This is a genomic window from Prosthecobacter sp. GW821-HT29F12 (assembly GCF_058803405.1).
Genome location: NZ_CM179517.1, coordinates 5,186,335 through 5,211,552, shown reverse-complemented (window position 1 = coordinate 5,211,552; position 25,218 = coordinate 5,186,335). Strand labels below are relative to the sequence as shown.

Sequence of the window (25,218 nt, the reverse complement as noted above, 5' to 3'; positions counted from 1 at the left end):
CAACATGCGCCCGCTTCTGCTCATCCTCTCGTCATTCTGCCTTTGGCATTTGTCATCAGCCGCAGAGCTGAGGCCCAACATCATCTTCCTGATGTGCGATGACCTGGGCTATGGAGATGTGCATTGCCTCAATCCCGCGCATGGGAAGATCTCTACGCCGGGCATGGACCGCCTGGCGGCGCAGGGGATGATCTTCACAGACGCGCATTCAGGTTCTTCGGTCTGCACGCCTACGCGCTACGGGGTGATGACGGGGCGCTACAGCTGGCGGACGAAACTGCAGAGCTGGGTGGTGGAAGGCTTTGCGCCAAGCTTGATCGCGGCAGACCGGCCCACAGTCGCCAGCTTTCTCAAGCAAGCGGGCTACCACACGGCCATCATCGGCAAATGGCACCTGAATTTCGAGTATATTGACCCCCAAACCGGCAAACCTTATCAAGCCAAAGACTTCAAGATTCCGCCGGTCGGAGCACAGATTCACGACGGGCCGGTCGCGCGCGGGTTTGACTACTACCACGGCTTTCACCACGCGCGTGACATGGAGGCGGTCATCGAGAACGACACTGTCATCGAGCACGACCCGGTGGTGCACATGCTGCCGCGGCTGCGGCGCAAGGCCGTGGAGTTCATTGACTCGCGCAAAGGCAGGCAAGAGCCGTTCTTTCTCTATCTGCCACTGGGATCGCCGCACACACCCATCGTTCCCGCACCCGAATGGCAGGGCAGAAGCGGCCTGGGGGATTATGGCGACTATGTCATGCAGACCGACGATGTCGCCGTCGCGGTGTCGGAGGCTCTGGAACGCAATGGCATGACGTCCAACACACTTGTCATTCTCACCAGCGACAACGGCTGCTCGAAGGCGGCGGGCATCGACAAACTAGCCCTGCAAGGCCATCAGGTCAGCGCGAAGATGCGGGGGTCCAAGGCGGACATCTGGGACGGCGGGCACCGCATTCCCTTCATTGTGCGCTGGCCGGGACACGTCGCGGCAGGCTCGACCTCCGGGCAGCTCATTTGTCTCGTTGATTTCTTTGCCACCGCTGCCGAGATCGTCGGACGTCCGGTGCCCGCGGGAAGCTGTAAAGACAGCGTAAGCTTTCTGCCTGCACTGAAGGGTCTGCCGATTGTCTCCACACGCCACGGTGTCATTCATCACTCGATCAGCGGTCACTTCGCGTATCGCCAGGGGGCGTGGAAACTCGCGCTGGCCAGGGGTTCCGGCGGCTGGTCCTCGCCCAATGAAAAGCAAATGCCTGCCGGTTCACCGAAGGGCCAGCTCTACGACATGCAGAACGACATCGGCGAGACGACGAACCTTTTCGAGACGAAGCCTGAAATCGTGAACCAGCTTCTCGAACTTTTGAAAGCCGACATCGAACGCGGTCGCAGCACGGCGGGACCGGACTCCGCCAATGACTTTGCCGACATCGTGATGTGGAAGAGTGAAAACGGGAAGAAAGGGAAAAAGAAGAAGTAATTTCACCGGCGGCACGCTGATCGCTCAACCATGATGAATCACTTGAGAACGAAACTCCGTACCGCAGCAGAGGCTGTTTCGGCATCGAATTGGAGAGTGATGAATCGTATTCCAACCAGACATTTTCCCCAACCATGAAGACCATCCTGCTTATCGCGCTTTCGTCATTTGTTGTGCTGCATTCAGCATCTGCGGCGAAGCCAAACGTCCTGTTTCTCTTCGCAGACGACTACACCTACGAGGCCGTGCGCGCCTTTGGCCACACGGACATCGACACGCCGAATCTCGACCGCCTCGCCGCACGCGGCACCGTCTTCACCCACGCCTACAACATGGGCTCCTGGAGCGGCGCGGTGTGCGTGGCCAGCCGCACGATGCTGAACACCGGGCGCAGCGTGTGGAGCGCGGACGCCGTGTACAAAACCACCGACAAGGAGCGCCAGAAGGGCGTGCTCTGGCCGCAGCTCATGAGCAAGGCGGGCTACAAAACCTACATGACCGGCAAATGGCATCTGCAGACCGCCGCGGCCAAATGCTTCGATGTCACCGCTGATGTGCGCGAGGGCATGCCCAAGACCGTTCCCACCGCCTACAACCGCCCCATTGAAAACCAGACCGATGCCTGGAGCCCCTATGACAAAACGCTGGGCGGCTACTGGGAAGGCGGCAGGCATTGGAGCGAGGTGGTGAGCGACCACACGCTCGAATACCTCGCCGATGCGAAGCGGCAGGCGCAGCCTTTCTTCATCTATGCCGCCTTCAATGCGCCGCATGATCCACGGCAGGCGCCGAAGGAATACCAGGACATGTATCCGCTCAGCCGCATGCAGATGCCGCAGAATTTCATCCCCGAGTATCCCTACAAGGACGCCATGGGCTGCCCGCACTCCTTGCGTGATGAAAACCTCGCGCCCATGCCGCGCACCGAGTTCGCCGTGAAGACGCACCGCAGCGAATACTACGCGCTCATCACCCACCTCGACGTGCAGATCGGCAAGATCCTCGATGCGCTGGACCAGTCCGGCCTGGCGGACAACACCTGGATCTTCTTCACCGCCGACCACGGCCTCGCCGTGGGCCACCATGGCCTCATCGGCAAACAAAACATGTATGACCACAGCGTGCGCGTCCCCTTCATCGTCGCCGGACCCGGCGTGGCCAAGGGTGCGAAGAACGACAACGCCATCTACCTGCAGGATGTCATGGCCACGGCGCTCGATCTCGCCGAAGCCGAGAAGCCGCAGCACGTCTTCTTCCACAGCCTGCGCCCGCTGCTCAATGGCACCCAGAAGCAGTCCAGCTACGAGTCCGTCTATGGCGCCTATCTGGAGCTCCAGCGTGCCGTCACTCACGATGGCTGGAAGCTCATCGCCTACCCTAAGGCCAGGGTGCTGCGCCTCTACCGACTCGCCGAAGATCCTCAGGAGATGACCGATCTGGCCGCAAAACCCGAACATGCGGCCAGGAAAAAAGAGATGTATGCACGTCTCTTGAAACTCTCCGCCGACCTTGGCGACAAGGTGGATCTGCAGAAGGTGTTTGGCGATTAGGCGACCGCGGCCTGGATGCGCGTGCTCCAATTATTTTCAAATCCGGCGCAGAGTTGGCGCTTGGTCGGGTAATCTATCTCTGAACAAGCACCACCACTCCTATGAAACACTCCATTCTTGCCACCCTCCTTTTCACATGCCTGCTGTGTTCCGTGACTCAGGGCCAGCCCACACCTTCTGTCCCCAGCCCTGCAGCAGTTCCTGAAGTTCAGCTCATGGGCACGCTCGAACAGCGAGTTGCCATCGGTGGTGAAACCACCGGCTGGGTGCTGCGCTATGGTGAAAAGCAGCGCGTTCAGGTGCTTTTGCCGGTGGAGGCCTTTGCGTGGATCAGAGATGGCGTGGTTGTTTCCGTCAGCGGCGTTCATGGCACGAAGCATTATCCAGAGCGCGGCGATGTGGCGGTCTTCATCGTGAAGAAAATCAGCCAGGTGGTGCAATGATCCATCCATGGTATGTTTGAACCTGCTGCTGCGTGTGCCGCGGCTCTGTTCTGAACCTCACCCCGCCGCACCCGATGTCCGACAAAAAATGGCAAATCAAGTGCCCGCATTGCCAGAGCAGCACGCTGCTCACTGCGGACCAACTCAGTGCGCGGCACATGATCGGCAGCATGTCGGCGCTGAAGGACCCTGCCAATGCGCGGCGCATGCTGGAAGACTACACCATCGCCTGTCCGCACTGCGATGCGCTGATGCCTTTTGAGCCGCGCAGTGAATACCGCCGGCGCAAGGCGCTCGCGGTCAGCCGGCGCATCACCCGGCTGTTAACGGAGCTGGAAAGCGCCACGGGAGGAGAGCGCGACTTGCTCGCGACGGCGGGGCAATTGGGTGCGGTTGTGCTTGAGATGCTGGAGACGGACATGCCGCTCGAAACGCTCTTCGACAGCGAGGACAAGCTGCTCTCCGTCTTTGCGGATGAAGTCCGTAAAACTGATGCCGAGCCCAAGCGGCACCGCGCGTGGCGCTGGTTGCAGGAAACCTTTGCCATCGCCTGCTCCGGCATTGGCGAGCGTGATGATCTGCCGGCAGCGCCAGTCGAAGACGTGGAGGAAAAGCGGGAGGCCCTGCTGCGTTCTCTGGATGAGCTTCATCAGGAGCAGCGCCAGTCGGCGACCGTGGCTCAGCCGGCTCCCGCACCTGCGGCAAAGACGCAGTGCAACCTGCGGTTTCAGTTCAAGCGGGCGCACGACAACAACGTGGAGGCCTTGGCGATTTCGCGTGATGGACGCATCGGGCTGTCTGTCGGCTGGAACTCTTTCGTGCGCGTCTGGAACCTGGAGACCGGACAGGAACTGCCGCCCTTGAAAGCGGATGGCAACTTTCTCACCTCCGTGATTTTCCTGGGCGATGAATCACGGGTGGCCGCTGCGGGTCAAAGCGGTGCGTTGTGGATTTGGGACCTGGCGAGCGGCCGGGTGCTTCATTGCTTGCGCAAGCATTCCTTCACCATCTTCAGTCTCGCGGCCTCGGCTGGCGGACGACTGTTGATCACCGGCAGTGGCGACGGCACCGCGCGGCTGTGGGACACGGTCAAAGGATCGCATGTGCGGAAGTTTGGAGGCTTCTTTGGAGGCACTCTCAATGGAGGCGTGGCTGCGGTGGCCCTGTCCCCCGATGGCGCGTGGGCGCTCACGGGTGGCGGAGATCATGCAGACACGGTCAAAGTCTGGGATACCAGCAACGGACAGCTGGCCAAAACGGCCCACTTTCCCGCACGTGCAATCAGTGCGGTTGCTTTTATGTCCGTGCGCTGGAAGGCTCTTGTGCTTTCGGGGTCCAAGCTGTGTGTAATGGATGTCACGGAAGGCAAAATCATCGATCGCCTGGCTGATTCCAATGACGATTATTTCACGGGGTTCCAGCTCGCTTCAGGTGGCCAATGGGCGGCAGCAGGATCTGGCGCCGAGGTTTGTGTCATCGAAGTCGGTGCCGATTCAAAAAGCAGCATCCGGCTCCGCCTGCGCGGCCATGAGCCGGGCATGTCCATCAATGCCTGCGCAATTACGCCTTCCGGTGGACGTGTCATGAGCGGAGGACATGACTGCGCTGTTATGGTGTGGGACACCGGCCTTTGATAGCCTCAGTGGCACAGCAGGCAGAGCACTGCCAGTCCCAGGCTGCCAGTTAGCAGACCCAGCGCGATCACTACGCAGCCGGACTTTCCAGACGACCCAGAGGCGGGTCCGATCATGAGGGTGCCACCCACCTCAGCATTTGATGAGCCATACCAAAAGGCCTTTTGTTTTTTGGTCATGTCTTCGTCCCATTTCAGGCTGGGCTGGGCATCCAGCAGCTTCTGGTATTCGGACGGCACCTGGGTCTCCGGTGACATGCGACGGATCAGACGGATGAGATTGCCAAAGCAGAGAATCCCGTCGTCCCAGCTGAAAAACAAACGCACGGCCACCACGCGTGCGCGGATCTCTTCAATGAGCTTTGCGGCTTCACGCAGGTTGCCCGCCTTGGCCAGCGCAGCGGCCTGATTGAGCTTCTCTGCCAGCCATTCTTCGCTGGGTGAATCCACATGTCCGCGGCTGGCGGAGCGGCAGAACCTTTGGAGGTCATCATCCCAGTCGTAAGCCATGATCAGTGCAGGGTGAAATCAGCAGAGCCGGAGCAGCGCAGTTGTCGCTGAGTGATGATCCGGCACTGACACATGCCATCGGATAATCGACGGCGGTGCAGTCGTCAATCCACCTCCTGCAAACATGGGGCAGCCGTCTCTGCGTCACGAAGTGAAATTATTTTCAAGCCTCACGCAGAGTCGGCACACGGACCGGTAATCCATCTGCAGAGAGGCAAATCAGCCGATCAAACTTAACCAACAAAATACAAACAACATCCGCATCCCATGAAAACGAAACTCATCCAAACCCTGCTGCTCCTTGTCGCCGTCTCCTCCATCACCGGAGCCCAGGCCGGCGAGTCGCTCTCCGATCGCATCAAGGAAATCTGCAAAGACCCACCCCGCCCTCGTGGGCCCACCGCCGTCGCCGCCGTCCGCGGGTAAGACTCATCACATCCCTCCACCCTCCACCCTTCACCCACTCCATCCCATGAAAACATCAATGCTTCACCTCTGCTTCCTCACCGCCGCCACACTCGCCTTTCATCCGAGCGCCCACGCTGACACATGGATCCGCCCGCTGCCCATCAGCCCGCTGCCGCTGTGTCCGCTACCCATCTACCCGGCGCCCACTCCTGAACTGCCCAAGCCCTGCCGTCCCTGCGTGCCGCTGCCACCTACCGCTGATCCCTGGGATCAGCTGGCAGTGACCGGGACAGACGAGGGGTGCGTCAGGCTGCCGGGGAAACCCACCCGTCCGTCTTCCGCCAGCACAACGATGATTCCTGCCTGAACCGCCCCTGCATCAAACCACCTCATCTCTACTCATCATGAAAACATCAATCCATCTCGCGCTTCTCCTGCTTGTCAGCCTCAACGCTCCGCTCTCAGCAGCGGATTCCGATGACAAGCTCGACGCCGCCAAGAAACTGGTGGAGCGCATCAGCGAGGCGCAGCCTCCACGTGAAACCGGCAGCGGGCGCACGCCGGAACAGGCCATCAAGGAATACAAGGAGTCTGGCAGAGCGCCCGGCATCCGCCTGGAGGTCCACCCGGTGCCGCCGCCGGCTCCCTGAGAGGCCGCGTCAAACACAACGGCAAGCCCGGTTCCATGCGGGCTTGCCGTTTTCATTTTGCCTCGTAGCCTGCACTGCATGAGCAACGACGGCGAGATGTTTCCGCAGACGCGCTGGTCACAGCTGGCGCGGCTGAAAGACGGTGATGAAACCACCAAAAGCGAAGTGCTCGGCACGCTGTACCAGCTGTATCGCAAGCCGGTGCTGGCCTATCTCGCGCGGCGCGGCTTTGGACATGAGAAGGCCGAGGATCTGGTGCAGGACTTCTTTCTCCACTCCATGCAGCATCAATTGTTTGAAAAGGCGGAGACGGCACGCGGGCGCTTTCGCCGTCTGATGCTTTCCGCCCTTCAGCATTACGCCGCTAATGCGCACCGGCATGATCAGGCGCAGCAGCGGCGGCCAGCGGGCGGATTTATTTCCGCAGACGAGGTGCTTGAAGAAGGCGGCAGCGCTGCGGTGATGGGTGTGGACAACCACACTCCGGAGGATGCCTTCACCCAGTCATGGGCGCGCATGCTCCTGGCACGTGTGGTGGACGCTCTGGACCGCGAGTGCCAGGCCACTGGCAAGCAGACGCACTTCAGTATTTTCAAACGCTTCATGCTTCTGCCCATTCTCGATGGCGTCGCGGCACCTTCGCAGCGCGACATGGCGGCCGAGTTTGGACTCACGGAAAAAGAAGTGGCCAACCGCCTCGTCACCGCACGGCGCGCCTACCAACGGCTGCTGCGCGAGGAGATCTCCCAGTATGCGACGGACAGCGATGAAGTGGACGCGGAGGTTCGCGATCTCTTCGCCGCGCTCAGCCGCCCCGCTTGAATTCCGCCATGCCACCCGATGCCAATTCCCGCAGCTTGCGCGATCTGCTTTCCGCCCTGAGGCGCGGGCTGATCGATGCGAGTGAAGCGCGTTCCGCCGTGACACCGGGTGGTTCGGTGATCGCACGCCTGGAGCGCGGCAATGCGCTGGAGGCAGGCGGTCTTGCAGACTTGCTTGGGCTGGACAGCGGCTCACAGGAAGAGGCCGATCTCATCCGCCAACTCCAGCACGAGTGCCGTTTTTTGGAGCAGGTGCCGTTTCAGCCAGGAGCCTGCATCGGCGGGAAATATGAGGTGCTCAAAATCCTGCATGGGGGTTTCGGGCTGGTGTACCTCTGCCGCAGTCTCGGGCCGGAAACTTATCAGCGAGGGGATTCGCTCGCCGCCTTGAAGAGCCCGCTGCCGCAGCATCTGACTGATCCGGAGCTGTGCGAGCAGTTCGTGGCGGAGGCGATGAACTCCGTGGCGCTCACACCGCATCCCAATCTCGTGCTCGCCTACGGCGTGGAAATGCACAACCGCATTCCCTTCCTCGTGATGGAGCACATCACCGGCGGTCGCACCTTGGCAGAGGAGATCGCGAAGGGCCGCACGGACTGGCGCAGCTCGCTGCAGCATGGCCTTGGCATGGCATGGGGTCTTGCGCATGCCTTCAAAGAAGAGCAGCTGGTGCATGGCGATCTGAAGCCTGCCAATGTACTGATCACCGCTGATGGCGTGGCGAAGGTCAGCGACTTCGGGCTTTCGCTCACCGGAGGCGATACCGGTCCTGCGGGACTCATCGCCGGTACGGACGGCTTCATGGCTCCTGAGATGGTCGCGCGGCGTTCGGGCCGCAGCACCGCGGCAGACGTGTATGCTTACGGCGTCACGCTGCTGTGCGCGGTGCTGGGTCACTTTCCGGAGGCAGCACGCCCTGCAGAGCTCTGCACCGCCGCCCGCATGCCGGAGCCGCTGGCCGCGCTGCTGCGGGAGTGCCTCGCCATTGATCCCGCTGCACGGCCCGCGAATTTCCAAGTGATTGCTTCACGTTTGGAGACCATGTTTAGCTCCCTGCTCGGAGCACCGCCTCCAATCACGACAGCTCCCGATTCGCCGTTGCAGGCAGATGCCCTCGTCAATGCCGCGCAGACCTGGCTCAATCTCGGTCAGCCGCGCAAAGCCCATGGCGAGGCTGAACGTGCGCTGCGCCTGAACCCCGCCAACTGGAAGGCGCATCAGATCCAAAGCTGCATCCACATGGAGAGGCGCGACTTTGATGCCGCATTTCTGAGCGCGTCGAAAGCCCGCCAGCTCGCTCCTGACGAACCCGGCCCTCTGGCCAATCTAGCGCAGGCCGCGATGGGTCTTGGCCGCCGTGAGGATGCTTTGAGCTGGCTGGATCAGGCGCTGGAGCTCGCCTACGAATTCAACCGCATGGGCGAACTCGATGGCACCTCGCATCTCTTCATCGAGCTCCTGCCTGCGGAGCAGGCTTGCAGCGTGCTGGATGCCATTGTGGCCTCTCAGCCCGGCGCAGCGATCACTTGGAACAATCGCGCCATCCTCATGCGGCGCATGAAGAAGCCTGCAGAGGCGCTGGCCAGTGCGGACCGCGCCATCGCCCTCAATGCCGCGTATGCCAAGGCCTGGGTGAACCGCGCCAATGCGCTCATTGAGCTGCACCGGTTCGCGGATGCGCAGACCTCTGCGTCCAAGGCGCTTGATCTCGATCCCTGCCTGCCGGGTGCCTACTGCGCCAAAGCCACGGCACTGGCCCAGCTCAATCAGCTTGCTGAAGCCCGCGCCGTGATCCGCAGCGGCCAGTCCATTCTTCCTGCCGACCCGCTGCTCCAGAAAGCAGCGCAGATGTTTGCACGGTGATCCCGGCGGCGATCAGGCATGCTCCTTCAATTTGCCGAAGGAACCTCTCATGCGCATCGTTCCCTCGCCATGCGCCAACCAGCAGCCCTCATCCTTTCGTCATTTTTAGTTTTGGCTTCGTCATTCGCGGCAGAGCCGCCGCCAAACATCCTCTTTGCCATTGCTGATGACTGGGGGCCGCATGCGAGCGCCTATGGCACGCCATGGGTGAAGACGCCGAACTTTGACCGCGTGGCGAAGGAGGGGCTGCTCTTCAGCCAGGCCTACACGCCGAATGCGAAGTGCGCGCCTTCACGTGCGTGCATCCTCACGGGGCGCAATTCATGGCAGCTCAAAGAAGCGGCGAATCACATCTGCTACTTCCCGCCGGAGTTCAAAGGCTGGGGCGAGGCCCTGGCGGAGAAGGGCTGGAATGTGGGCTACACCACCAAGGGCTGGGGCCCCGGCGTGGCGGTGGATGCGAATGGCAAGCCTCGCCAGATGACGGGCACGCCCTACAACAAACGCAGAGCGGAGGCACCCACGCCTGAGATTCTGAACTGCGACTACGCGGCGAACTTCAGCGACTTCCTCAATGCCGCGCCGGCTGACAAGCCCTGGTGCTTTTGGTATGGCAGCGTGGAGCCGCACCGTGGGTATGAATTTGGCAGCGGTGTGGCGAAGGGCGGCAAGAAGCTCACGGACATTGACCACGTGCCTGCCTACTGGCCGGACAACGAGGTGATCCGCAATGACATGCTCGATTACGCCTTTGAGGTGGAGCACTTCGACAAGCACCTCGGGCGAATGATCGCTGATCTCGAAAAACGCGGCCTGCTGGACAACACGCTCGTCATCGTCACCGCAGACCACGGCATGCCCTTCCCGCGCAGCAAAGGCAACGCGAACGTGCAGGCCAACCATGTGCCGCTGGCGATGATGTGGAAGAAGGGCATCCTGCAGCCGGGCCGCACGCTGAGCGATTTCGTGAGCTTTGTTGATCTCGCGCCGACCCTCGTTGAAGTGGCGGGCATGAAGTGGGCGGACACCGGCATGGCGGAGTCACCGGGCCGCAGCCTCACGGATCTCTTTGCCAACAAGCCTGCGCATGTGCGCGATCATGTGCTCCTCGGCAAGGAGCGCACCGATGTGGGCCGCCCGCATGACTGGGGCTACCCCATCCGCGCCATCGTGACGAAGGACAGTGTCTTTGTCGAAAACTTCGAGCCCTCGCGCTGGCCCGGGGGCAATCCCGAGACCGGCTACATGGACTGCGATGCTGGCGCCACCAAGAGCTTCATCCTTGATGCGCACCGCAAAAATCCCGCCGATCCTTTCTGGCAGCTCTGCTTTGGCCTGCGCCCTGGCGCCGAGTTCTATGACCTCAAGTCCGACCCCGATTTCGTGAAGAACTCGCCCGCTGATCCACGCGCCACAGCACTGCGTGAGCAGCTTCACACCGAGCTCAAAGCACAGGGTGATCCGCGCATGTTTGGGCAGGGCGAGATCTTCGACAAATACGAGCACGCCTCCAAGGCGAACGTTGGCTTCTACGAGAAGTTCATGAGCGGCAAGCCCATGAAGGCCGGATGGATCAACCCCAGCGACATTGAACCCAAGCCCGTCCTGCCATGAGATTTTCTTTTCTGCTCATTCTCGTTTCGTCGTTCATCAGCCTGCATTCATCCTATTCGGCTGCTCCGAATATTCTTTTCATTCTCTCGGATGATCACAGCTATCCCTTCATCCACTGCTACGGACGTGAGGAAATGAAGACTCCGAACCTCGACCGATTTGCCGCCGAGGGGATCATGTGCCGGCGCATGTTCACGGGTGCGCCGCAGTGCGTGCCTTCGCGTGCCACGATTATGACCGGGCGCTCGCCGGTGGCCTGCCGCATCACGCGGTTTTCATCACCGCTGCCGCGGGATGAGATCACCTTTCCGGAGATCTTGCGGAAGAACGCAGGCTACTTTGTTGGCTGCTGCGGACGGACGTATCATCTCGATGGTTCGGGGCGCGGCCCGGAGGCATCCGCGCAGGTGTTTGATGAGCATCACATGGTCACCTTCAAGGATCGCTTCAACTACGTCGATGCGAGCGGTCAGGAGAATGTGCCGGCGAAGATGAATGAGTTCTTTGACCAGCGGCCGAAGGACAAGCCTTACTTCCTGTGGGTCGGGTTCAGTGATCCGCATCATGCTTGGAACACCGGGAAAAATCCACCGGACCCAGCCAAGCTCAAGGTGCCCGGCTTTTTGCCGGACCTGCCCGGCGTGCGCAGCGATCTCTCCGCCTACGAAGGGGAGATCGAGCACTGCGACGGCGATTTTCAGCGCGTGCTCGACATCGTCAAAGAGCGCGCCGGACTGGAGAACACGCTCATCATTTTCATGGGAGACAACGGCATGGCCTTCCCCAGTGGCAAAGGCTCGCTGCATGATCCCGGATTGAACGTGCCGCTGCTCGCGTGGTGGCCGGGTGTGATCAAACCGGGCGGTGACTCCAGCGCGCTGATCTCTGGGGAGGACATCGCGCCCACCTGCCTCGAAGCCGCCGGACTGCCGGTGCCCGAGCGCATCAGTGGCGTGAGCTTTCTGCCGCTGCTCAGAGGCGCGAAGTTTGAAAAGGAGCGCCAGCACATCTTCGCCGAACGCGGTCCGCATGGCAGCGCCACCTTCAATGAAAGCACCACCGCCAGCGGCGTGGACTACAGCCGCTGCGTGCGCAGCACGCGCTACAAACTCATCTACAACGTCACCCCGAACCTGCGCTACACGCCTGTGGACAGTGCGGGCGATCCGAGCTGGAAGGACATCACCCAAGCGCACGAGGACAAGACGCTGGCGACCGAGTTTGAAGATCTCTGGTTCACCAGTCCGCGCCCTGTGTATGAACTTTACGACCTCAAGGACGACCCGAATGAGCTGCACAATCTCTACGGCCAGAAAGGTCTGGAGGAAGCCACGCTGGAGCTGAAGACTGCGCTCCAAAGGAAGATGATTCTCGACTTCGATTATCTGCCGCTGCCCATCGCTGGTGAGGCGAGGCCCAAGGGCAAGGCGCAGGCGAAAAACAATCCCAACCGCGCCGAGCAGTTCAAGAGGCTCGACACCGATCATGATGGCAAACTCAGTCGTGAGGAGTTCAGCGCCAAACGCGATCCCGCCGATGCCTCCGCATGGTTCAAAGCCCGTGATGTGGATGGCAACGGCTCCATTGACGCTGCGGAATACACTGCCAGCACCGTGCCGAATCCTCCCAAACGCTGATGCTCATGAAACGAATCCTCATCTTCCTCACTGTTTGACTCTCTTTGCGCGCCGACTTCATCACCCCGGTCTTTTCCGACGAATTCTCCCGTGACGAGGCCACGCCGGGCAAAGAGGACATCGGCAACGGCTGGACCAGCAACAGCGCGTGGCGCGCCAAGGGGCATCAGCAGGTGGATCTCATCGACGGCTACATGCACGTGACCAAGCATGCCGAGGCCGACCATGGCGTGGCCATTTTTCACGCGGTGGAGTTTCAGGATGGAATTGTGCAGTTGAAGTTCAGGCTTGGCGAGGGCGATGATCTCGGCGTCGATTTCGTGGATCGTGAGATCAAGACCGTGCATGCGGGACATCTCTGCATCGCGCGTGTGACCAACAAGGCGGTCACGCTCACGGACTCCAAGACCGGAGGCATGGACAATGAGATCCGCGCCCGCCGCGAGAAAGGTGACAAGTCACCTGAACTCGCCGCGCTGCTCAAATCCAAAACCAAGTCCTTCAAGCTCGACCTCAAGCCCAACGAGTGGCACAGCATGAACATCAAGATCGTCGGCGATCAGATGACCGTCCGCATTGACGATCTGGAAGCTGTTTCCTTCAGCAGCGAAGGCATCGCTCACCCCACGAAACGCATGATCACCCTGGCGGTGAACAAGTCGGCGGATGTGGATGATGTGAAGGTTTCGAAGTTGAAGTGAGTTTTTACTTTTTCATGCGCTTCATCTTCTTCCTCGGTCTCCTCGCCACGGCGTCTTTCGCGCAATCCCAGCATGAGGTTGTCCCTGGCTGGCCTCAGTTGCCAGAGGGGCATGTGCTCGGGCTGTGTGCCGGGGTCGGGGTCGATGCGCAGAACCGGGTGTTCGTCTTTCACCGCAGCGGCCGGGTGTGGTCGAAGCCCTTTCCCAAAGAGGCCATCGCTGCGCCGACTGTGAGCGTGTTCGATGGCGCGACGGGACGGTTTCTCAATAGCTGGGGGGCGAAGCGCTTCATCATGCCGCATGGGCTGACTGTGGATCATGAGAGCAATCTCTGGCTCACGGATGTGGGCTTGCATCAGGTCTTCAAATGTTCGCCGACTGGTGAGGTGCTGCTCAGCTTGGGCGAGGCGGGTGTGCCCGGCAGCGATGACAAGCATTTCAATCTGCCCACGGATGTGGCGGTGCTTGCAGACGGCTCTTTTTACGTGAGCGACGGCTACCAAAACACGCGCGTAATGAAATTCACCGCTGACGGCCGCTTTGATTTTCAATGGGGCACGAAAGGCCGTGGGCCGGGCGAGTTTCATCTGCCGCATGGCGTCACCGTGGATGCGCAGGGACGCGTCATCGTCTGCGACCGCGAGAATGAACGGTTGCAGGTCTTCGATGCGAAGGGGGCATTCCAGCATGAATGGAAAGGCCCGCAGATCGGCAAACCGTATGGCATCGCCACCGGTCCCGACGGCCATCTCTTCGTCATTGATGGCGGTTCTCCCTCTTTGCAGCCGCAGCTACGGGGCAAGGCGGTGGAGCTGGATCCTACCGGGCGGGTAGTTGAGACCTTTGGCAGCCACGGCCAAGCAGCTGGGCAGTTTCAGCTCGGGCATGACATTGCGGTTGGCCCGGACGGTGCGGTCTATGTCGCTGAAGGCACTGGCGCGCGGGTGCAGAAATTTGTACGCAAGAAAGAGGCGGAGTGATAGTATGGGCACGCCATGAAACACCTTCTTGCCGTATCCCTGGTTTTGCTCGGTGCGCACACGCTGCGTGCTGCGGTGCCGGGTGGTGAATCACTCGCCACGCTCATCGCGCATGAGTTTGACACCAATGCTGACGGCATCCTTGACCAAGGGGAATGGCAGGGCGGCATCACCGGCAGTTTTGACAAGTTGGATACCAATCGCGACGGCTCGATCAAGCCCGACGAAGTGGATGGCCTGAGCGATGACATAGCGGCGGAGGCCGGAGACATCGGCGGGGTGATCCTCGTGGCCCTCATCAAGCAGGCACTGCTCACGCTCGACCAGGACGGTGACAAGGCCGTCAATCGCAAGGAATTCGACACGCTCACCGATGGCATCTTCACCAAGCTCGATGCCGACAAAAACGCCAGCCTCACACCCGCCGAATTGTCCGAGCTGCCGGTAAAGATGGTGTCGAAGTAGACATTGTTGCCTTGTGCGAACCGCACATCTCCCGCTGGTCTGATGATCGGACCAAGGGTTTGCTGCGAAAGCAAACAGAGGGGGCGCGTAATCTATGGCACTATGACCAATCGTCGCCGCTTTCTTGCCACCACGACCTCCGCACTTGCCTTTCCGTTCATCGCGCGTGGGGCCTCACCTGTAGCGAAGATCATTGAGACCAAGGTGATCTCTCAACAGCCGGAGTTTTATCATGGCTGGCCGACTGTGGTGCGCAGGCAGAATGGCGAGCTGTGGGTTTCGTGGTCCGGTGGTCGTGAATCGCATGTGTGCCCCTTTGGTCAGGTGCATGCGATGACTTCGCATGACAATGGCGCCACCTGGACCTGGCCGCGTGTGCTGCTGGACACGGCAACGGATGACCGTGACTCCGGTGTGCTGGAAACCGCGAAGGGCTCTCTCATTGTCAGCACCTTCACCTCGCTGGCCTATGAAGATCATTTCAAGAAGGCCAGCACCTTTGCCGAGCACACGGACAAGGGCTGGACCTCGAAAACCATGCCGCAGGAGCAGTTTGTGAAGTGGAAGGCCGCGCACGAGCGCCTCAATGATGAAGAGCGCAAAGCGGAGCTCGGCGAATGGGTGATCCGCTCGACCGATGGTGGCAAGTCCTGGTCCACCCGCATCCCTACCATTGTGAACAGTCCGCATGGTCCCATCCAGCTCAAGGATGGACGCCTGCTGTATGCGGGCAAGCAGCTCTGGACGACCGATAAGAAGGTCGGAGTGGCGGAGTCGAAGGATGACGGCCAGACCTGGCAGTGGCTGGCGGAAATCCCCACGCGCAAAGGCGATAACGCTGTCAGGTCGTATCACGAACTGCATGCGGTCGAGGCTGCGGACGGCACGCTGATTGCGCAGATCCGCAATCACAACGATGCCAACAAGGGTGAGACGCTGCAGACCGAGTCCAAGGATGGAGGCAAGACCTGGAGCGAACCGCACAGCATCGGCGTGTGGGGGCTGCCCTCCCATCTGCTGCGCCTGCGCGACGGCCGCCTTGTCATGACCTACGGCCACCGCCGCAAGCCTTATGGCAATCAGGCCCGCATCAGCAGCGACAACGGGCAGACCTGGAGCGAAGCCATGATCCTCTCCGGCGATGGCATCGGTGGTGATCTCGGTTATCCCAGCACCGTCGAGCTGGCCGATGGGACGCTGCTGAGCGTGTGGTATGAGACGATGAAGGAGCCGAAGCTGGCGGTGCTGAGGCAGGCCACGTGGCGGATCGAGTGAGGGCGGCTCAAGGAGGGGAGCGCGGAATGAATTCCGTGCTCCTTGTGCAGCAGCACGGCACTGCGCTACATTGCGATCCTGCCATGAAATGTTTTCTGCTCCTGTCTGTCTTCCTCTTTGCGCTGTGCAAGCTGCATGCGCAAACCACACCACCCGAAGCCGCGCCTGCCCAGCTCAAACTCAACGCACCGCTCGATTACCAGGTCTTTCAACGCAGGGATGCGCACCAAGGGAACATCACGATCTCCGGCGTGTTCGCACAGATGCCGAACGAGGTCTTGGTACGATCTGTGGTGAATGGACAAACCAGTGGCTGGATACCGCTCAATGTCGCGATCAATGACTTGTCATTCCGAGCAGAATATGAACTGCCCGCAGGTGGCTGGCACCGGCTCGAACTTCGCACCAAGCTGAATGGCAAGGTGATCGAAGAAGCGACGGTCGAACACGTCGGCATTGGTGAGATTTTCATTGTCGCCGGTCAGTCAAACTCGGCGAACCACGGTGAAGAAAAGCAATCCACGCAGACAGGTCGTGTCTCGGTCTGTGATGGCCGGCGCTGGCAGCTTGCGAACGATCCGCAGCCCGGTGCCAGCGGCCAGGGCGGCAGCTTCATGCCGCCGCTCGGCGATGCACTGGTGAAGAAATTCAATGTCCCGGTCGCCTTCATCCCCTGTGGTATTGGGGCGACCAGTGTGCGGGAATGGCTGCCGAAAGGCGTGCCGTTTCCGCAACCTCCCACGATTGAATCCCGTGTGCAGAAGCTCCCCGGCGGTGCGTGGGAAAGCAATGGTACGGCCTATGCCAGATTGCTTCAGCTCATGCAGGGCGCCGGCCCGTATGGCTTTCGCGCTGTGCTCTGGCATCAGGGCGAGAGTGATGCGAACCAGAGGGACCCAAATCGTACACTGCCAGGAAAGTTGTATCGTGAGTATCTGGAGAACATCATCACCAGCTCCCGCCGCGACATCGGCTGGAAGGCCCCGTGGTTTGTCGCCCAGGTCAGCTACCATGTGCCAGGAGATGAAGCCTCCCCCGACATCCGCTCGGCACTGGCATCCCTGTGGCGAGACGGCATCGCTCTCGCAGGACCGGACAGCGATGCCCTCAAGGGCGAACTGCGCGAGCGACAGGGCAAGGGCGTGCATTTCAGCGGCGCAGGCCTGCGTGAGCATGGCAGCCGTTGGGCCGCGCAAATCATCCCCTGGCTGGAGCGGGAGTTGAAATGAAGTGTTCTGCGCGAAAGACTCGCGCCTGCCGCTCGCTTCTTATGCTCATGCTCCTGCGACACTTTCTGCTCACCACGCTTTTCATCACCACCGGCTTCGCGGAATCCAACTGGCCGCAGTTTCGCGGGGAGGGCGGGCTTGGGCTTGGCACGGGGAAACCGCCGGTGGAGTTTTCGAGCACGCAGAATCTGAAGTGGCAGGTGGAGGTGCCGTTTGGGCATTCGTCGCCGTGCCTCTGGCAGGACAAGATCGCGCTCACGGGACTGGATGGCGGCAAGCTGGTGACGATTTGCCTGAGCCGGAAGGATGGGCATGAACTGTGGCGTGCGGCGGCTCCGGCGGAGAAGGTGGAAGGTGCGCACCGCATTGGCAGCCCGGCCACGCCGACGTGCTGCACGGATGGCGAGCGCTTGATCGCCTACTTCGGCTCCTATGGCGTGCTGGCGTATGACTGGAATGGAAAGGTGCTGTGGCAGAAGCCGCTGCCACCGCCGATCGTGGAGTTTGGCACCAGCGCCTCGCCCATCATTGCGGATGGCAAGGTGATCATCGTGGCGGATCAGGATGTGGGCAGCTACATGATCGCACTGGATGTGAAGTCGGGTGAGCCCGTGTGGCGCGTGGACCGCAGCGAATTCCGCCGCAGCTTTTCCACGCCGTTTGTTTGGCGGCATGACGGCATTGAAGAACTCATCGTGAGCGGATCACTCCGGACGCGCAGCTACGATCTCAAGGACGGCAAACTGCGCTGGTCTGCCAGTGGCATGGCACGTGTGTCGAACACGAGCCCCATTGCGGTGGGGGATGTGCTGATCGTCTGCGGCTGGAACGCGGGCGGGGATCCGGATGACCGCGTGGAAATGGAGCCGCATGACGCTTTCCTTGCTGCGCATGACGCGGACAAAAACGGTCTGCTGAGCGAGAAGGAGTTTCCCGAGGGGCCCTTGCGTGACCGCTTCACGATCATCGACGCCGACAAGAACGGCACCGTCAACCAGGCCGAGTATGACGCCATGCGCGACATCTTTGCCAAGGCGGCGAACCAGCTCTTTGCCATCAAGGCCGGTGGCAGTGGCGACATCACGGATACGCATGTGATCTGGCGGCAAACGAAGCAGCTGCCGTATGTGTTTTCTCCGGTCATTGCGAACGGGCGCGTCTTCACCGTGAAAGGTGGCGGGCTGGCCTCAGCGTATGATGCGAAGAGCGGCAGCCCGATCTTCCAAGCCGAACGGCTTGATGCTTCCGGCGAGTACTATGCTTCTGCGGTGACCGCTGATGGCCGCGTGTATGTGACGTCGCAACGCGGTGTGATCTCCGTGCTCGATGCGGCGAGCGATACGCTGAAGGTGCTGGCGAAGAACGACCTCAAGGCGCCTGTGTTCGCCTCGCCTGCCATTGTCGATGGTGTGATCTATGTGCGCACCAACAAGCACTTGTGCGCGTTTGGTCACTGAGAGATGCGCTCATTTCGAATCAGCAGCCAGAACACGGCGGCAATGATGTAGAGTGCGCCAAAGCCGGCCAGCACGGCATTCCAGCCACCGGCGTGGGCCAGCAGCCAGGGCACGAGGATGGGGAATGCTGCGGCACCCAGATTGCCGCACATGTTGGTCGTCGCGCTGAGGGTGGCCACATGAGGGCCGCCGATGTTCATCACGGTGGCGCCGAGGCATGGATTGGCGGTGGCGGCGCAGAACATGCCGGCGCTGATCACCAGCACGGCAATCACCGGATTCGCGACGAACCAGGCGCAGAAAATCAATCCGGCACACAGCAGCAGGGCGGTGGCGGTCAGGCCCTGCCGGGCGAGGCGCTGGCTGCCCGTGCGACGCAGCAGCACGTCTGACAGCACGCCGCCAGCCATGCAGCCCGTCACATCGGCCAGCAGCGGCAGTGTGGTGAGCCAGCCGGAGCCAAGGATGGTCACTCCGCGTGCCTCCTGCAGGTAGGTGGCAAACCAGCTGGCAAAGAAAATGTACCCTGCAGCACGGCAGAACTGCTGGATGCATAGACACCACAGCGCCGGACTCCGCAGCAGCAGCCCCCACGGCACACGCGGAGTTTCTGCGGGCTCATGCGGCGCGTCCTGCTCGATCTGTGCGCGTTCGGTGGCATTCACCGCCGGATGCTCCGCCGGTCGGTTCCGGTACCAAATCGCAAACCACGCCGCCCACAGCACCCCGGGCACGGCATACCACACGAACATCCAGCGCCAGCCGATGCTCACCACGAGCCAGGCCGTCAGCGGCGCGGCGATGATGCTGCCCACGGACATGAAGCCGCTGAAAGCACCCGAGGCCGAAGCCTGGGCCGTGCGTGGAAACCAGCGCGCCATCACCGTGGTGCCCACCGGCACCAGTCCCGCCTGCGCCATGCCCATGAAGGCGCGTGCGCCCGTCATCACGGCCAGGTTTCCCCAGGCCAGACATGCCGTGGCCAGTGACCACAGCACGCCATACAGCGACAACGACCAGCGCGAGCCCAGCCGCTGCGCCAGCATGGCCGCAGGGATCTGGCACAGCGCATACGGCCAGAAGAACGAGCTCATGAGCATGCCCGACTGCTCCTTGGTGATGCCGAGCTCCGCACGGATGGTGCTCTCCGCCGGGCCCACGCCATTGCGCGTGAAATACGCCAGCGCCGCCCCCGCGCAGATGCCTGCGAGTACGATGAAGCGGGTCCGGGTGGGTTTCATGGTAGAATGATGATGGGTAAAATGATGTTCTGAAAAGAACCTATCTGAAAATCATTTTACCCATCATCATTCTACCAATCATGCCCATCGAAACATCCATTCCGATCGCTTGCATCAGTCAGCAGGAGTTTCACGAGATTGACGCGCGAATGATGGCGCATGCCTTTGACATCCAAAATGAGTTTGGACGTCTGCTCGACGAGCTCATTTACAAGAAATCACTGGCCGAACGCTGCATCTCTGATGGCATGCCGGCCAGACGAGAGGTGGGCATCCGTGTGAGGCATAAATCGTTCGCCAAGGAATACTTCATCGACCTTTTGCTGTGTGACAGCACGGTCATCGAAGCCAAAACGGCCAAGGAGACCCTCGCCGTGCATCGCGGCCAGGGAATCAATTACCTGCTGCTTGCTGGAACGAAACACGGCAGCTTGGTGAACTTTCGTCCACCGCGAGTCGTGCGGCATTTTCTCTCCACACGCCTCACGCACGACCTTCGCCGCACATTTGAAACCACGGAGTCAAACTGGCCGCCCGACGAGGCGTTTACGAACTTGCGAGATGGTGTGATTGAACTGAGCCGGGACATTGGCCTGGGCCTTGATCTACCTCTTTATAGAAAGGCCATAGCGCATTTGATGCAAGGCACCCGGCATCTCGTGCCACTGAAAGATCGGAGTTCATTGGTGGGCCATCACGAGATGACTCTGCTGACACCCGATGTTGGCTTGGCAGTAACGGCCCTGAATGAAACAGGCGACTTCAAAATCCATCTGCATCGCTTACTGGCTTTGACGCCTCTTTCAGGCATTGCTTGGATCAATTTGAAACTCGGCGAGATGCGCTTTGAGCACCTTAGAAGGTAAAATAATGGCGGGTAAAATGATGTGTTCTGAATCCATCAAATCCGAATCATTTTACCCTTCATCATTTTACCAGTCCGCCACGCCACCATCGGGGCTGAACTCACGCAGCACGATCTCCTGCTGGAAGGGGTGCTTCTTCACCTCCTCTTCGTTGATCGTGATGCCGAGTCCGGGTTTGGTGTTCGGGCGGACAATGCGGCCTTGTTTTTCGATGATGAAGCCTTCCTCCACCACGTCCTGGCGCCACGGCACATCGTTGTGGACGGTTTCGCAGATGATGTAGCTGGGCTGTGAAAAGCCAAACTCCAGCGATGCGGCAGTGCTGACGGGACCCTGCGGATTGTGCGGGGCGAGGGAGATGCGATGAGCCTCGGCCAGCGCGGCGATGCGTTTGGCGGCGCTCAGCCCGCCGCAGTGGGTGATGTCGAGCTGACAGATCTCGACCGCGCGTTTCTCAAACATGTCCTTGAAGGCCTCCAGGTTCGTCACGCGCTCGCCACTGGCCACGGGTGTGGTGAGTGCGGCATTGATGCGGGCGAGCCCGTCCACGCATTCGGGCCAGCAGGGTTCTTCAAAGAAGTAGAGGCCGAAGTCATCCAAGGCTTTGCCAAACTTCAGCCCCATCGCGGGCGAGGGCCGCGCATGGCAGTCCACCATGATGTCGATGTCCGGCCCCACAGCCTCCCGCATGGCGGCCACGGCGGCTGCTGCGGCGCGCACGGGCTTCTGGCCCTCGATGGGCATCGTGCTGGGCACCGCCATGCTTTTGAAGGCGGTGTAGCCATCCGCCACGGCGGCCTGCGCCAGCTCGGCGAAGCGTTTGGCGTTGTCGGCGGGCGTTTGATAAAAGTCCTCCATCTTGCCGCCGCCGAGGTGGCAGTAGGTGCGCACAAAATCACGCACCGGGCCGCCGAAGACCTTGGAGAGCGGCATGTTCGCCACCTTGCCGACGATGTCCCACAGCGCGAGGTCGATGCCTGCGATGGCCGTGGCACGCACGATGCCGTGCCCATGCCAGAAGTGCTGCCGGTACATCACCTGCCACAGGTACTCCACCCGCGTGGGGTCTTCGCCGATGAGGAGATGCGACATGTCTTCGATCGCGCCGACGATGCTTCGCGTGTGCCACTCCAGCGTCGCCTCGCCCCAGCCGATGAGGCCGGGCTGGTCCGTGACGACTTTGACGAAGATCCAGTTTCGCATCCGCGCGTGGCAGACGAGTGTTTCGATGGCGGTGATTTTCATGGGGTGATGTGAATGGAAATGGATTCGATCAGCTGCTCCAGACTGCCTGCCGCGACGACGGCGATGGTCTCCTGGTAGATGCCGGTGTCGTAAAGGTCACGCGGTGGCAGGTAGGAGGCACCCCAGTCGGCGGCGATGGTGGCGACGATGATGACTTGATCCGGGAAACGGCGGCGCAGTTCGGTTTGCAGGTGGCTGTAGCTCTCTCCCTGGACACCCACCCATACTGCATCGCCCATGTGCCAGACGACGACTTGCAGCGGATAGCGGTCTCCCGGCGGAAGCTGGTGGAGACGATGCAGCAGGCGGGTTTTGCGCTCGGCCATCGCACGGCATTCTGCCGCACGGGACTCATCGCCCGCTGCGCGCGCTGCGGCCTCGGAGGCTTGGAATTGATCGAGCTCGGCCTGCACCTGCGCCACGGTGGGCTGGCCGGGGCGGTAGTGCAGAGGCTCGTGCCAGCGCTGCAGCTTCCAACCGGCTTTGGTGTCTGGATCGATCTTCTCGTGCTTCCACGCGCCGAGGGTCGCGCCTGATACGACGGGGCCTTGATAAACGAAGGTAGTGCCTGCGGCTGGCAGCGCGGTGAGAGCTGAGAGCGCGGCATAGCCCAGCTCGCGACCATTGCGATCCGCGACAGCGGTGTCGCCGACGAAGCCCTCGCGCGGGCCGAGTTCGCCGCTGGCACCTTGCAGAAACAGACAGGGCGCAGAGGTCTCGCGCTCCACGAGCTCGCGCATTGCGCCGATGTAGTCGGGGCTGATGAGAGTGTTCTCCCATGCGAGCGTGGTGGGATGGCAGGCGTAGTTCACGATGCAGGCGAGCATCTGCCCATCGTCCGCCGTCACGCGTGCCACGATCACGCGGTCATCCGCAGGCACGCCGGGATTGTGCCCGCAGATGAACTGGCTGCCGTCCCAGAAATCGCGCTGCGTGGCCAGACTGCAGCGGCCACGGCCATAGACGATACCCGCTGGCACCAGCGAGGCGAGGCATTGCTGCACGAGTTGGCCTGCTTTCTCGCCCAGCGCATGCAGGTAGGGCGGAATCAAATCGCCCCCGGGCAGCTCGGCGCGGTCCAGCCCCATGAGGCCCGCGCCATGGGTGTGGGAGAAGACCACGAGCACCTCCTCCGGTGCCACGCCGCCTATCGCTGCGGCTTGAGCGACGAGCTGCGCATGCTCCTTGGCTCCCATCACGCAATGATCCAGCGCGAGGAGGATCTGCCGCCCTTTTCCCTCCATGGCCGCAAACACCGCCACCGTGGCCCGCAGCGGCCGGTGCACCCCGGTGGCGCGCTCATGCTTCGCCGCGCCCCACATGCGGTGGTAGATGTCCGCCGGAGGTGTGATGTCACACCAGGCGAGCGCAAAGCGGCATCGGCTTTGCGGTGTGGGGTCTTCGGTGCGGGAGGGCTGGCGCATGAGACTTGGTAGAATGATGAGGGGTAAAATGATGGAAAGGCCCGAATCCTTCAAAACATCCTTTTACCCGCCATTATTTTACCGCCGGCTGCTTCGTTCTGCCATGAAACTGTCTGCCTGTTCTTCTGGTCTGTTTGTCATACCAGAGATTATTTGACTATCTGGCTGCGTAGTTCTGCCATGAAGCTGATTCTCTTCTCCTGCCTGGTTCTTTGCTCCTTCTCTGCATTGGCTGCCGACGCCATCGACATCGGCTCCCGACGCGAGCTGTTTGTGGATGATCTCTTGATCGACAAACTGAGCGGCAAGGCGGAGCAACTGCTGCATCATCCGCAGATTCAGGAGATCGCGCTGGTGCATGACCTGCCGTGGGAGGGCAGCGGCAGCGGTTACCACAGCGTCTTCAAAGACGGCGACAAGTACCGCATGTACTACAAGAGCTGGCAGCTCACCGTGACAGCACCGGGCAAGGTGAACACCGGCGAGCATCCACTCTTCACCTGCTACGCGGAGAGCGACGACGGAATCCACTGGCGCAAGCCGGAGCTGGGCCTGCATGAGTTCAAAGGCTCGAAGGCCAACAACATCGTCATTCCCCATGGCAAGATGGGCAAGGTTGACCCCGATGGCGGTCATCCTGCCGTCTTCAAAGACGAGAATCCCGCCGCGCCTGCGGATGCGAAGTACAAGGCCATCGTGCGCTCGAATTCACCGAAGGGACTGCTCGCGCTGAAATCGCCCGATGGCCTGCGGTGGTCGCCGATGGCGGATGCGCCGGTCATCACCGACGGCGCGTTTGATTCGCAGAACCTCGCGTTTTGGGATGCGCACAGCGGCCAGTACCGGGCCTACTGGCGCTACTTCACCGGCGGCACCACGGATGAAAAGAACTGGAAGCCCTCGGGAGATCGCGCCATCCGCACGGCGACTTCAAAGGATTTTATCCATTGGGAAAACCAGCACGATCTGAGCTACGTCGATTCCCCCAGCGAGCAGCTCTACACCAACCAGGTGAAGCCTTACCACCGCGCACCGCATCTGCTGCTCGGCTTTCCCACGCGCTACACCGAGCGTGGCTGGTCTGACAGCATGCGCGCGCTGCCCGAGCGCGAGCATCGCGAATGGCGCTCCAAGGCCAGCGACCGCTACGGCATGGCCATCACGGAAGGTTTGTTCATGAGCAGCCGCGACGGTGTGAAGTTCAAGCGCTGGAACGACGCCTTCCTGCCGCCCGGCATCGAACGCCCGGGCACCTGGAACTACGGCCATCAGTACATCGCGTGGCATCCTGTGGAGACGAAGTCGGCCCTCGAAGGCGCGCCCAACGAGCTCAGCTTCTACGCCACCGAAAGCTACTGGACCGGCAAGAGCAGCCAGCTCCGCCGCTATACCCTGCGTCTCGATGGGTTCGTCTCCATCCGCGCTCCGATGAGCGGGGGTGAGCTGACCACGAAGCCGATCACCTTCACCGGCAAGGCGCTCACGCTGAATTTCGCCACCTCCGCCGCAGGTGGCATTCAGGTGGAGATTCAAGATGCCGGTGGCAAACCCATTTCTGGATTTGCGCTCGCCGATGCGCAGCCCGTCTTTGGCGATTCCATTGACCGCACTGTAACTTGGAAAAGCGGCAACGATGTGAGCTCACTTGCGGGGAAAGTCGTGAAGCTGCGCTTTGTGCTGAACGATGCGGATTTGTATTCGATCAAGTTTGAATAGAGCGGATAGC

The 25,218-nt window shown here is 61.1% G+C and carries 23 protein-coding genes; 19 read left to right on the top strand and 4 right to left on the bottom strand.

Features of this window, described 5'->3' with window-relative positions:
- Positions 1–4 precede the first annotated feature (4 nt).
- The 4 genes from AC3RLQ_RS21420 to AC3RLQ_RS21405 all read left to right on the top strand — a co-directional run bounded on the left by AC3RLQ_RS21420 (position 5) and on the right by AC3RLQ_RS21405 (position 5,107).
- The gene (locus AC3RLQ_RS21420; protein ID WP_493030678.1) at positions 5–1,480 is read left to right on the top strand and encodes a sulfatase family protein; all 1,476 of its coding nucleotides are present in this window, start codon (positions 5–7) and stop codon (positions 1,478–1,480) included.
- Between the two features lie 134 nt (positions 1,481–1,614).
- Complete coding sequence (locus AC3RLQ_RS21415) at positions 1,615–3,030, top strand: sulfatase family protein (RefSeq protein WP_493030677.1); 1,416 nt, start codon at positions 1,615–1,617, stop codon at positions 3,028–3,030.
- A 101-nt stretch (positions 3,031–3,131) separates the two neighbouring features.
- Complete coding sequence (locus AC3RLQ_RS21410; protein WP_493030676.1) at positions 3,132–3,473, top strand: hypothetical protein; 342 nt, start codon at positions 3,132–3,134, stop codon at positions 3,471–3,473.
- A 74-nt stretch (positions 3,474–3,547) separates the two neighbouring features.
- Positions 3,548–5,107, top strand: a complete 1,560-nt coding sequence (locus tag AC3RLQ_RS21405; RefSeq protein WP_493030675.1) for a WD40 repeat domain-containing protein — start codon at positions 3,548–3,550, stop codon at positions 5,105–5,107.
- A 5-nt stretch (positions 5,108–5,112) separates the two neighbouring features.
- Here AC3RLQ_RS21405 and AC3RLQ_RS21400 read toward each other — a convergent pair whose 3' ends face one another.
- Positions 5,113–5,616 carry a hypothetical protein gene (locus tag AC3RLQ_RS21400; RefSeq protein ID WP_493030674.1) on the bottom strand — a complete coding sequence of 168 codons (504 nt, stop codon included), beginning with the start codon at positions 5,614–5,616 and terminating at the stop codon, positions 5,113–5,115.
- Positions 5,617–5,883: 267 nt separating this feature from the next.
- On the opposite strand from AC3RLQ_RS21400, the gene AC3RLQ_RS21395 reads away from it, so the two are divergent.
- The 13 genes from AC3RLQ_RS21395 (at position 5,884) to AC3RLQ_RS21335 (ending at position 18,716) form a co-directional block, all read left to right on the top strand.
- A complete protein-coding gene (locus AC3RLQ_RS21395) occupies positions 5,884–6,042 on the top strand; it encodes a hypothetical protein (RefSeq protein WP_487686803.1) in 159 nt (52 codons plus the stop codon).
- A gap of 46 nt (positions 6,043–6,088) precedes the next feature.
- The gene (locus AC3RLQ_RS21390) at positions 6,089–6,391 is read left to right on the top strand and encodes a hypothetical protein (protein ID WP_493030673.1); all 303 of its coding nucleotides are present in this window, start codon (positions 6,089–6,091) and stop codon (positions 6,389–6,391) included.
- A gap of 37 nt (positions 6,392–6,428) precedes the next feature.
- Positions 6,429–6,674: a hypothetical protein gene (locus tag AC3RLQ_RS21385; RefSeq protein WP_493030671.1), complete on the top strand. Its 246-nt coding sequence runs from the start codon at positions 6,429–6,431 to the stop codon at positions 6,672–6,674.
- A gap of 78 nt (positions 6,675–6,752) precedes the next feature.
- A complete protein-coding gene (locus AC3RLQ_RS21380; protein ID WP_493030670.1) occupies positions 6,753–7,496 on the top strand; it encodes an RNA polymerase sigma factor in 744 nt (247 codons plus the stop codon).
- A gap of 8 nt (positions 7,497–7,504) precedes the next feature.
- The gene (locus AC3RLQ_RS21375) at positions 7,505–9,358 is read left to right on the top strand and encodes a protein kinase domain-containing protein (RefSeq protein WP_493030669.1); all 1,854 of its coding nucleotides are present in this window, start codon (positions 7,505–7,507) and stop codon (positions 9,356–9,358) included.
- A gap of 69 nt (positions 9,359–9,427) precedes the next feature.
- Entirely contained in the window at positions 9,428–10,972 is a 1,545-nt protein-coding gene (locus tag AC3RLQ_RS21370; protein ID WP_493030668.1) for a sulfatase family protein, read from the top strand.
- The gene (locus AC3RLQ_RS21365; protein ID WP_493030666.1) at positions 10,969–12,609 is read left to right on the top strand and encodes a sulfatase family protein; all 1,641 of its coding nucleotides are present in this window, start codon (positions 10,969–10,971) and stop codon (positions 12,607–12,609) included. The genes AC3RLQ_RS21370 and AC3RLQ_RS21365 overlap by 4 nt, the downstream gene beginning before the upstream one ends.
- Before the next feature lie 44 nt (positions 12,610–12,653).
- A complete protein-coding gene (locus AC3RLQ_RS21360) occupies positions 12,654–13,310 on the top strand; it encodes a 3-keto-alpha-glucoside-1,2-lyase-like domain-containing protein (protein WP_493030665.1) in 657 nt (218 codons plus the stop codon).
- Entirely contained in the window at positions 13,307–14,290 is a 984-nt protein-coding gene (locus AC3RLQ_RS21355) for a peptidyl-alpha-hydroxyglycine alpha-amidating lyase family protein (protein WP_493030664.1), read from the top strand. Before AC3RLQ_RS21360 ends, AC3RLQ_RS21355 begins: the two co-directional genes overlap by 4 nt.
- Positions 14,291–14,305: 15 nt before the next feature.
- The gene (locus AC3RLQ_RS21350) at positions 14,306–14,755 is read left to right on the top strand and encodes an EF-hand domain-containing protein (protein ID WP_493030663.1); all 450 of its coding nucleotides are present in this window, start codon (positions 14,306–14,308) and stop codon (positions 14,753–14,755) included.
- Positions 14,756–14,857: 102 nt separating this feature from the next.
- A complete protein-coding gene (locus AC3RLQ_RS21345; protein WP_493030662.1) occupies positions 14,858–16,030 on the top strand; it encodes a sialidase family protein in 1,173 nt (390 codons plus the stop codon).
- An 83-nt stretch (positions 16,031–16,113) separates the two neighbouring features.
- On the top strand, positions 16,114–17,259 hold the full coding sequence (locus AC3RLQ_RS21340; RefSeq protein WP_493030660.1) for a sialate O-acetylesterase: 1,146 nt from the start codon (positions 16,114–16,116) through the stop codon (positions 17,257–17,259).
- 47 nt (positions 17,260–17,306) lie between these two features.
- On the top strand, positions 17,307–18,716 hold the full coding sequence (locus AC3RLQ_RS21335) for an outer membrane protein assembly factor BamB family protein (protein WP_493030658.1): 1,410 nt from the start codon (positions 17,307–17,309) through the stop codon (positions 18,714–18,716).
- On the opposite strand, the gene AC3RLQ_RS21330 is transcribed toward AC3RLQ_RS21335, so the two are convergent.
- The gene (locus AC3RLQ_RS21330) at positions 18,710–19,957 is read right to left on the bottom strand and encodes an MFS transporter (protein WP_493030657.1); all 1,248 of its coding nucleotides are present in this window, start codon (positions 19,955–19,957) and stop codon (positions 18,710–18,712) included. The genes AC3RLQ_RS21335 and AC3RLQ_RS21330 overlap by 7 nt on opposite strands.
- A gap of 80 nt (positions 19,958–20,037) precedes the next feature.
- On the opposite strand from AC3RLQ_RS21330, the gene AC3RLQ_RS21325 reads away from it, so the two are divergent.
- The gene (locus AC3RLQ_RS21325; RefSeq protein WP_493030656.1) at positions 20,038–20,823 is read left to right on the top strand and encodes a GxxExxY protein; all 786 of its coding nucleotides are present in this window, start codon (positions 20,038–20,040) and stop codon (positions 20,821–20,823) included.
- A gap of 66 nt (positions 20,824–20,889) precedes the next feature.
- Here AC3RLQ_RS21325 and AC3RLQ_RS21320 read toward each other — a convergent pair whose 3' ends face one another.
- Positions 20,890–22,068: an enolase C-terminal domain-like protein gene (locus AC3RLQ_RS21320; protein WP_493030654.1), complete on the bottom strand. Its 1,179-nt coding sequence runs from the start codon at positions 22,066–22,068 to the stop codon at positions 20,890–20,892.
- Complete coding sequence (locus AC3RLQ_RS21315; protein ID WP_493030653.1) at positions 22,065–23,492, bottom strand: neutral/alkaline non-lysosomal ceramidase N-terminal domain-containing protein; 1,428 nt, start codon at positions 23,490–23,492, stop codon at positions 22,065–22,067. Before AC3RLQ_RS21315 ends, AC3RLQ_RS21320 begins: the two co-directional genes overlap by 4 nt.
- 180 nt (positions 23,493–23,672) lie before the next feature.
- Here AC3RLQ_RS21315 and AC3RLQ_RS21310 point away from each other — a divergent pair, with 180 nt between their 5' ends.
- Entirely contained in the window at positions 23,673–25,208 is a 1,536-nt protein-coding gene (locus tag AC3RLQ_RS21310) for a hypothetical protein (RefSeq protein WP_493030652.1), read from the top strand.
- Positions 25,209–25,218: the final 10 nt, after the last annotated feature.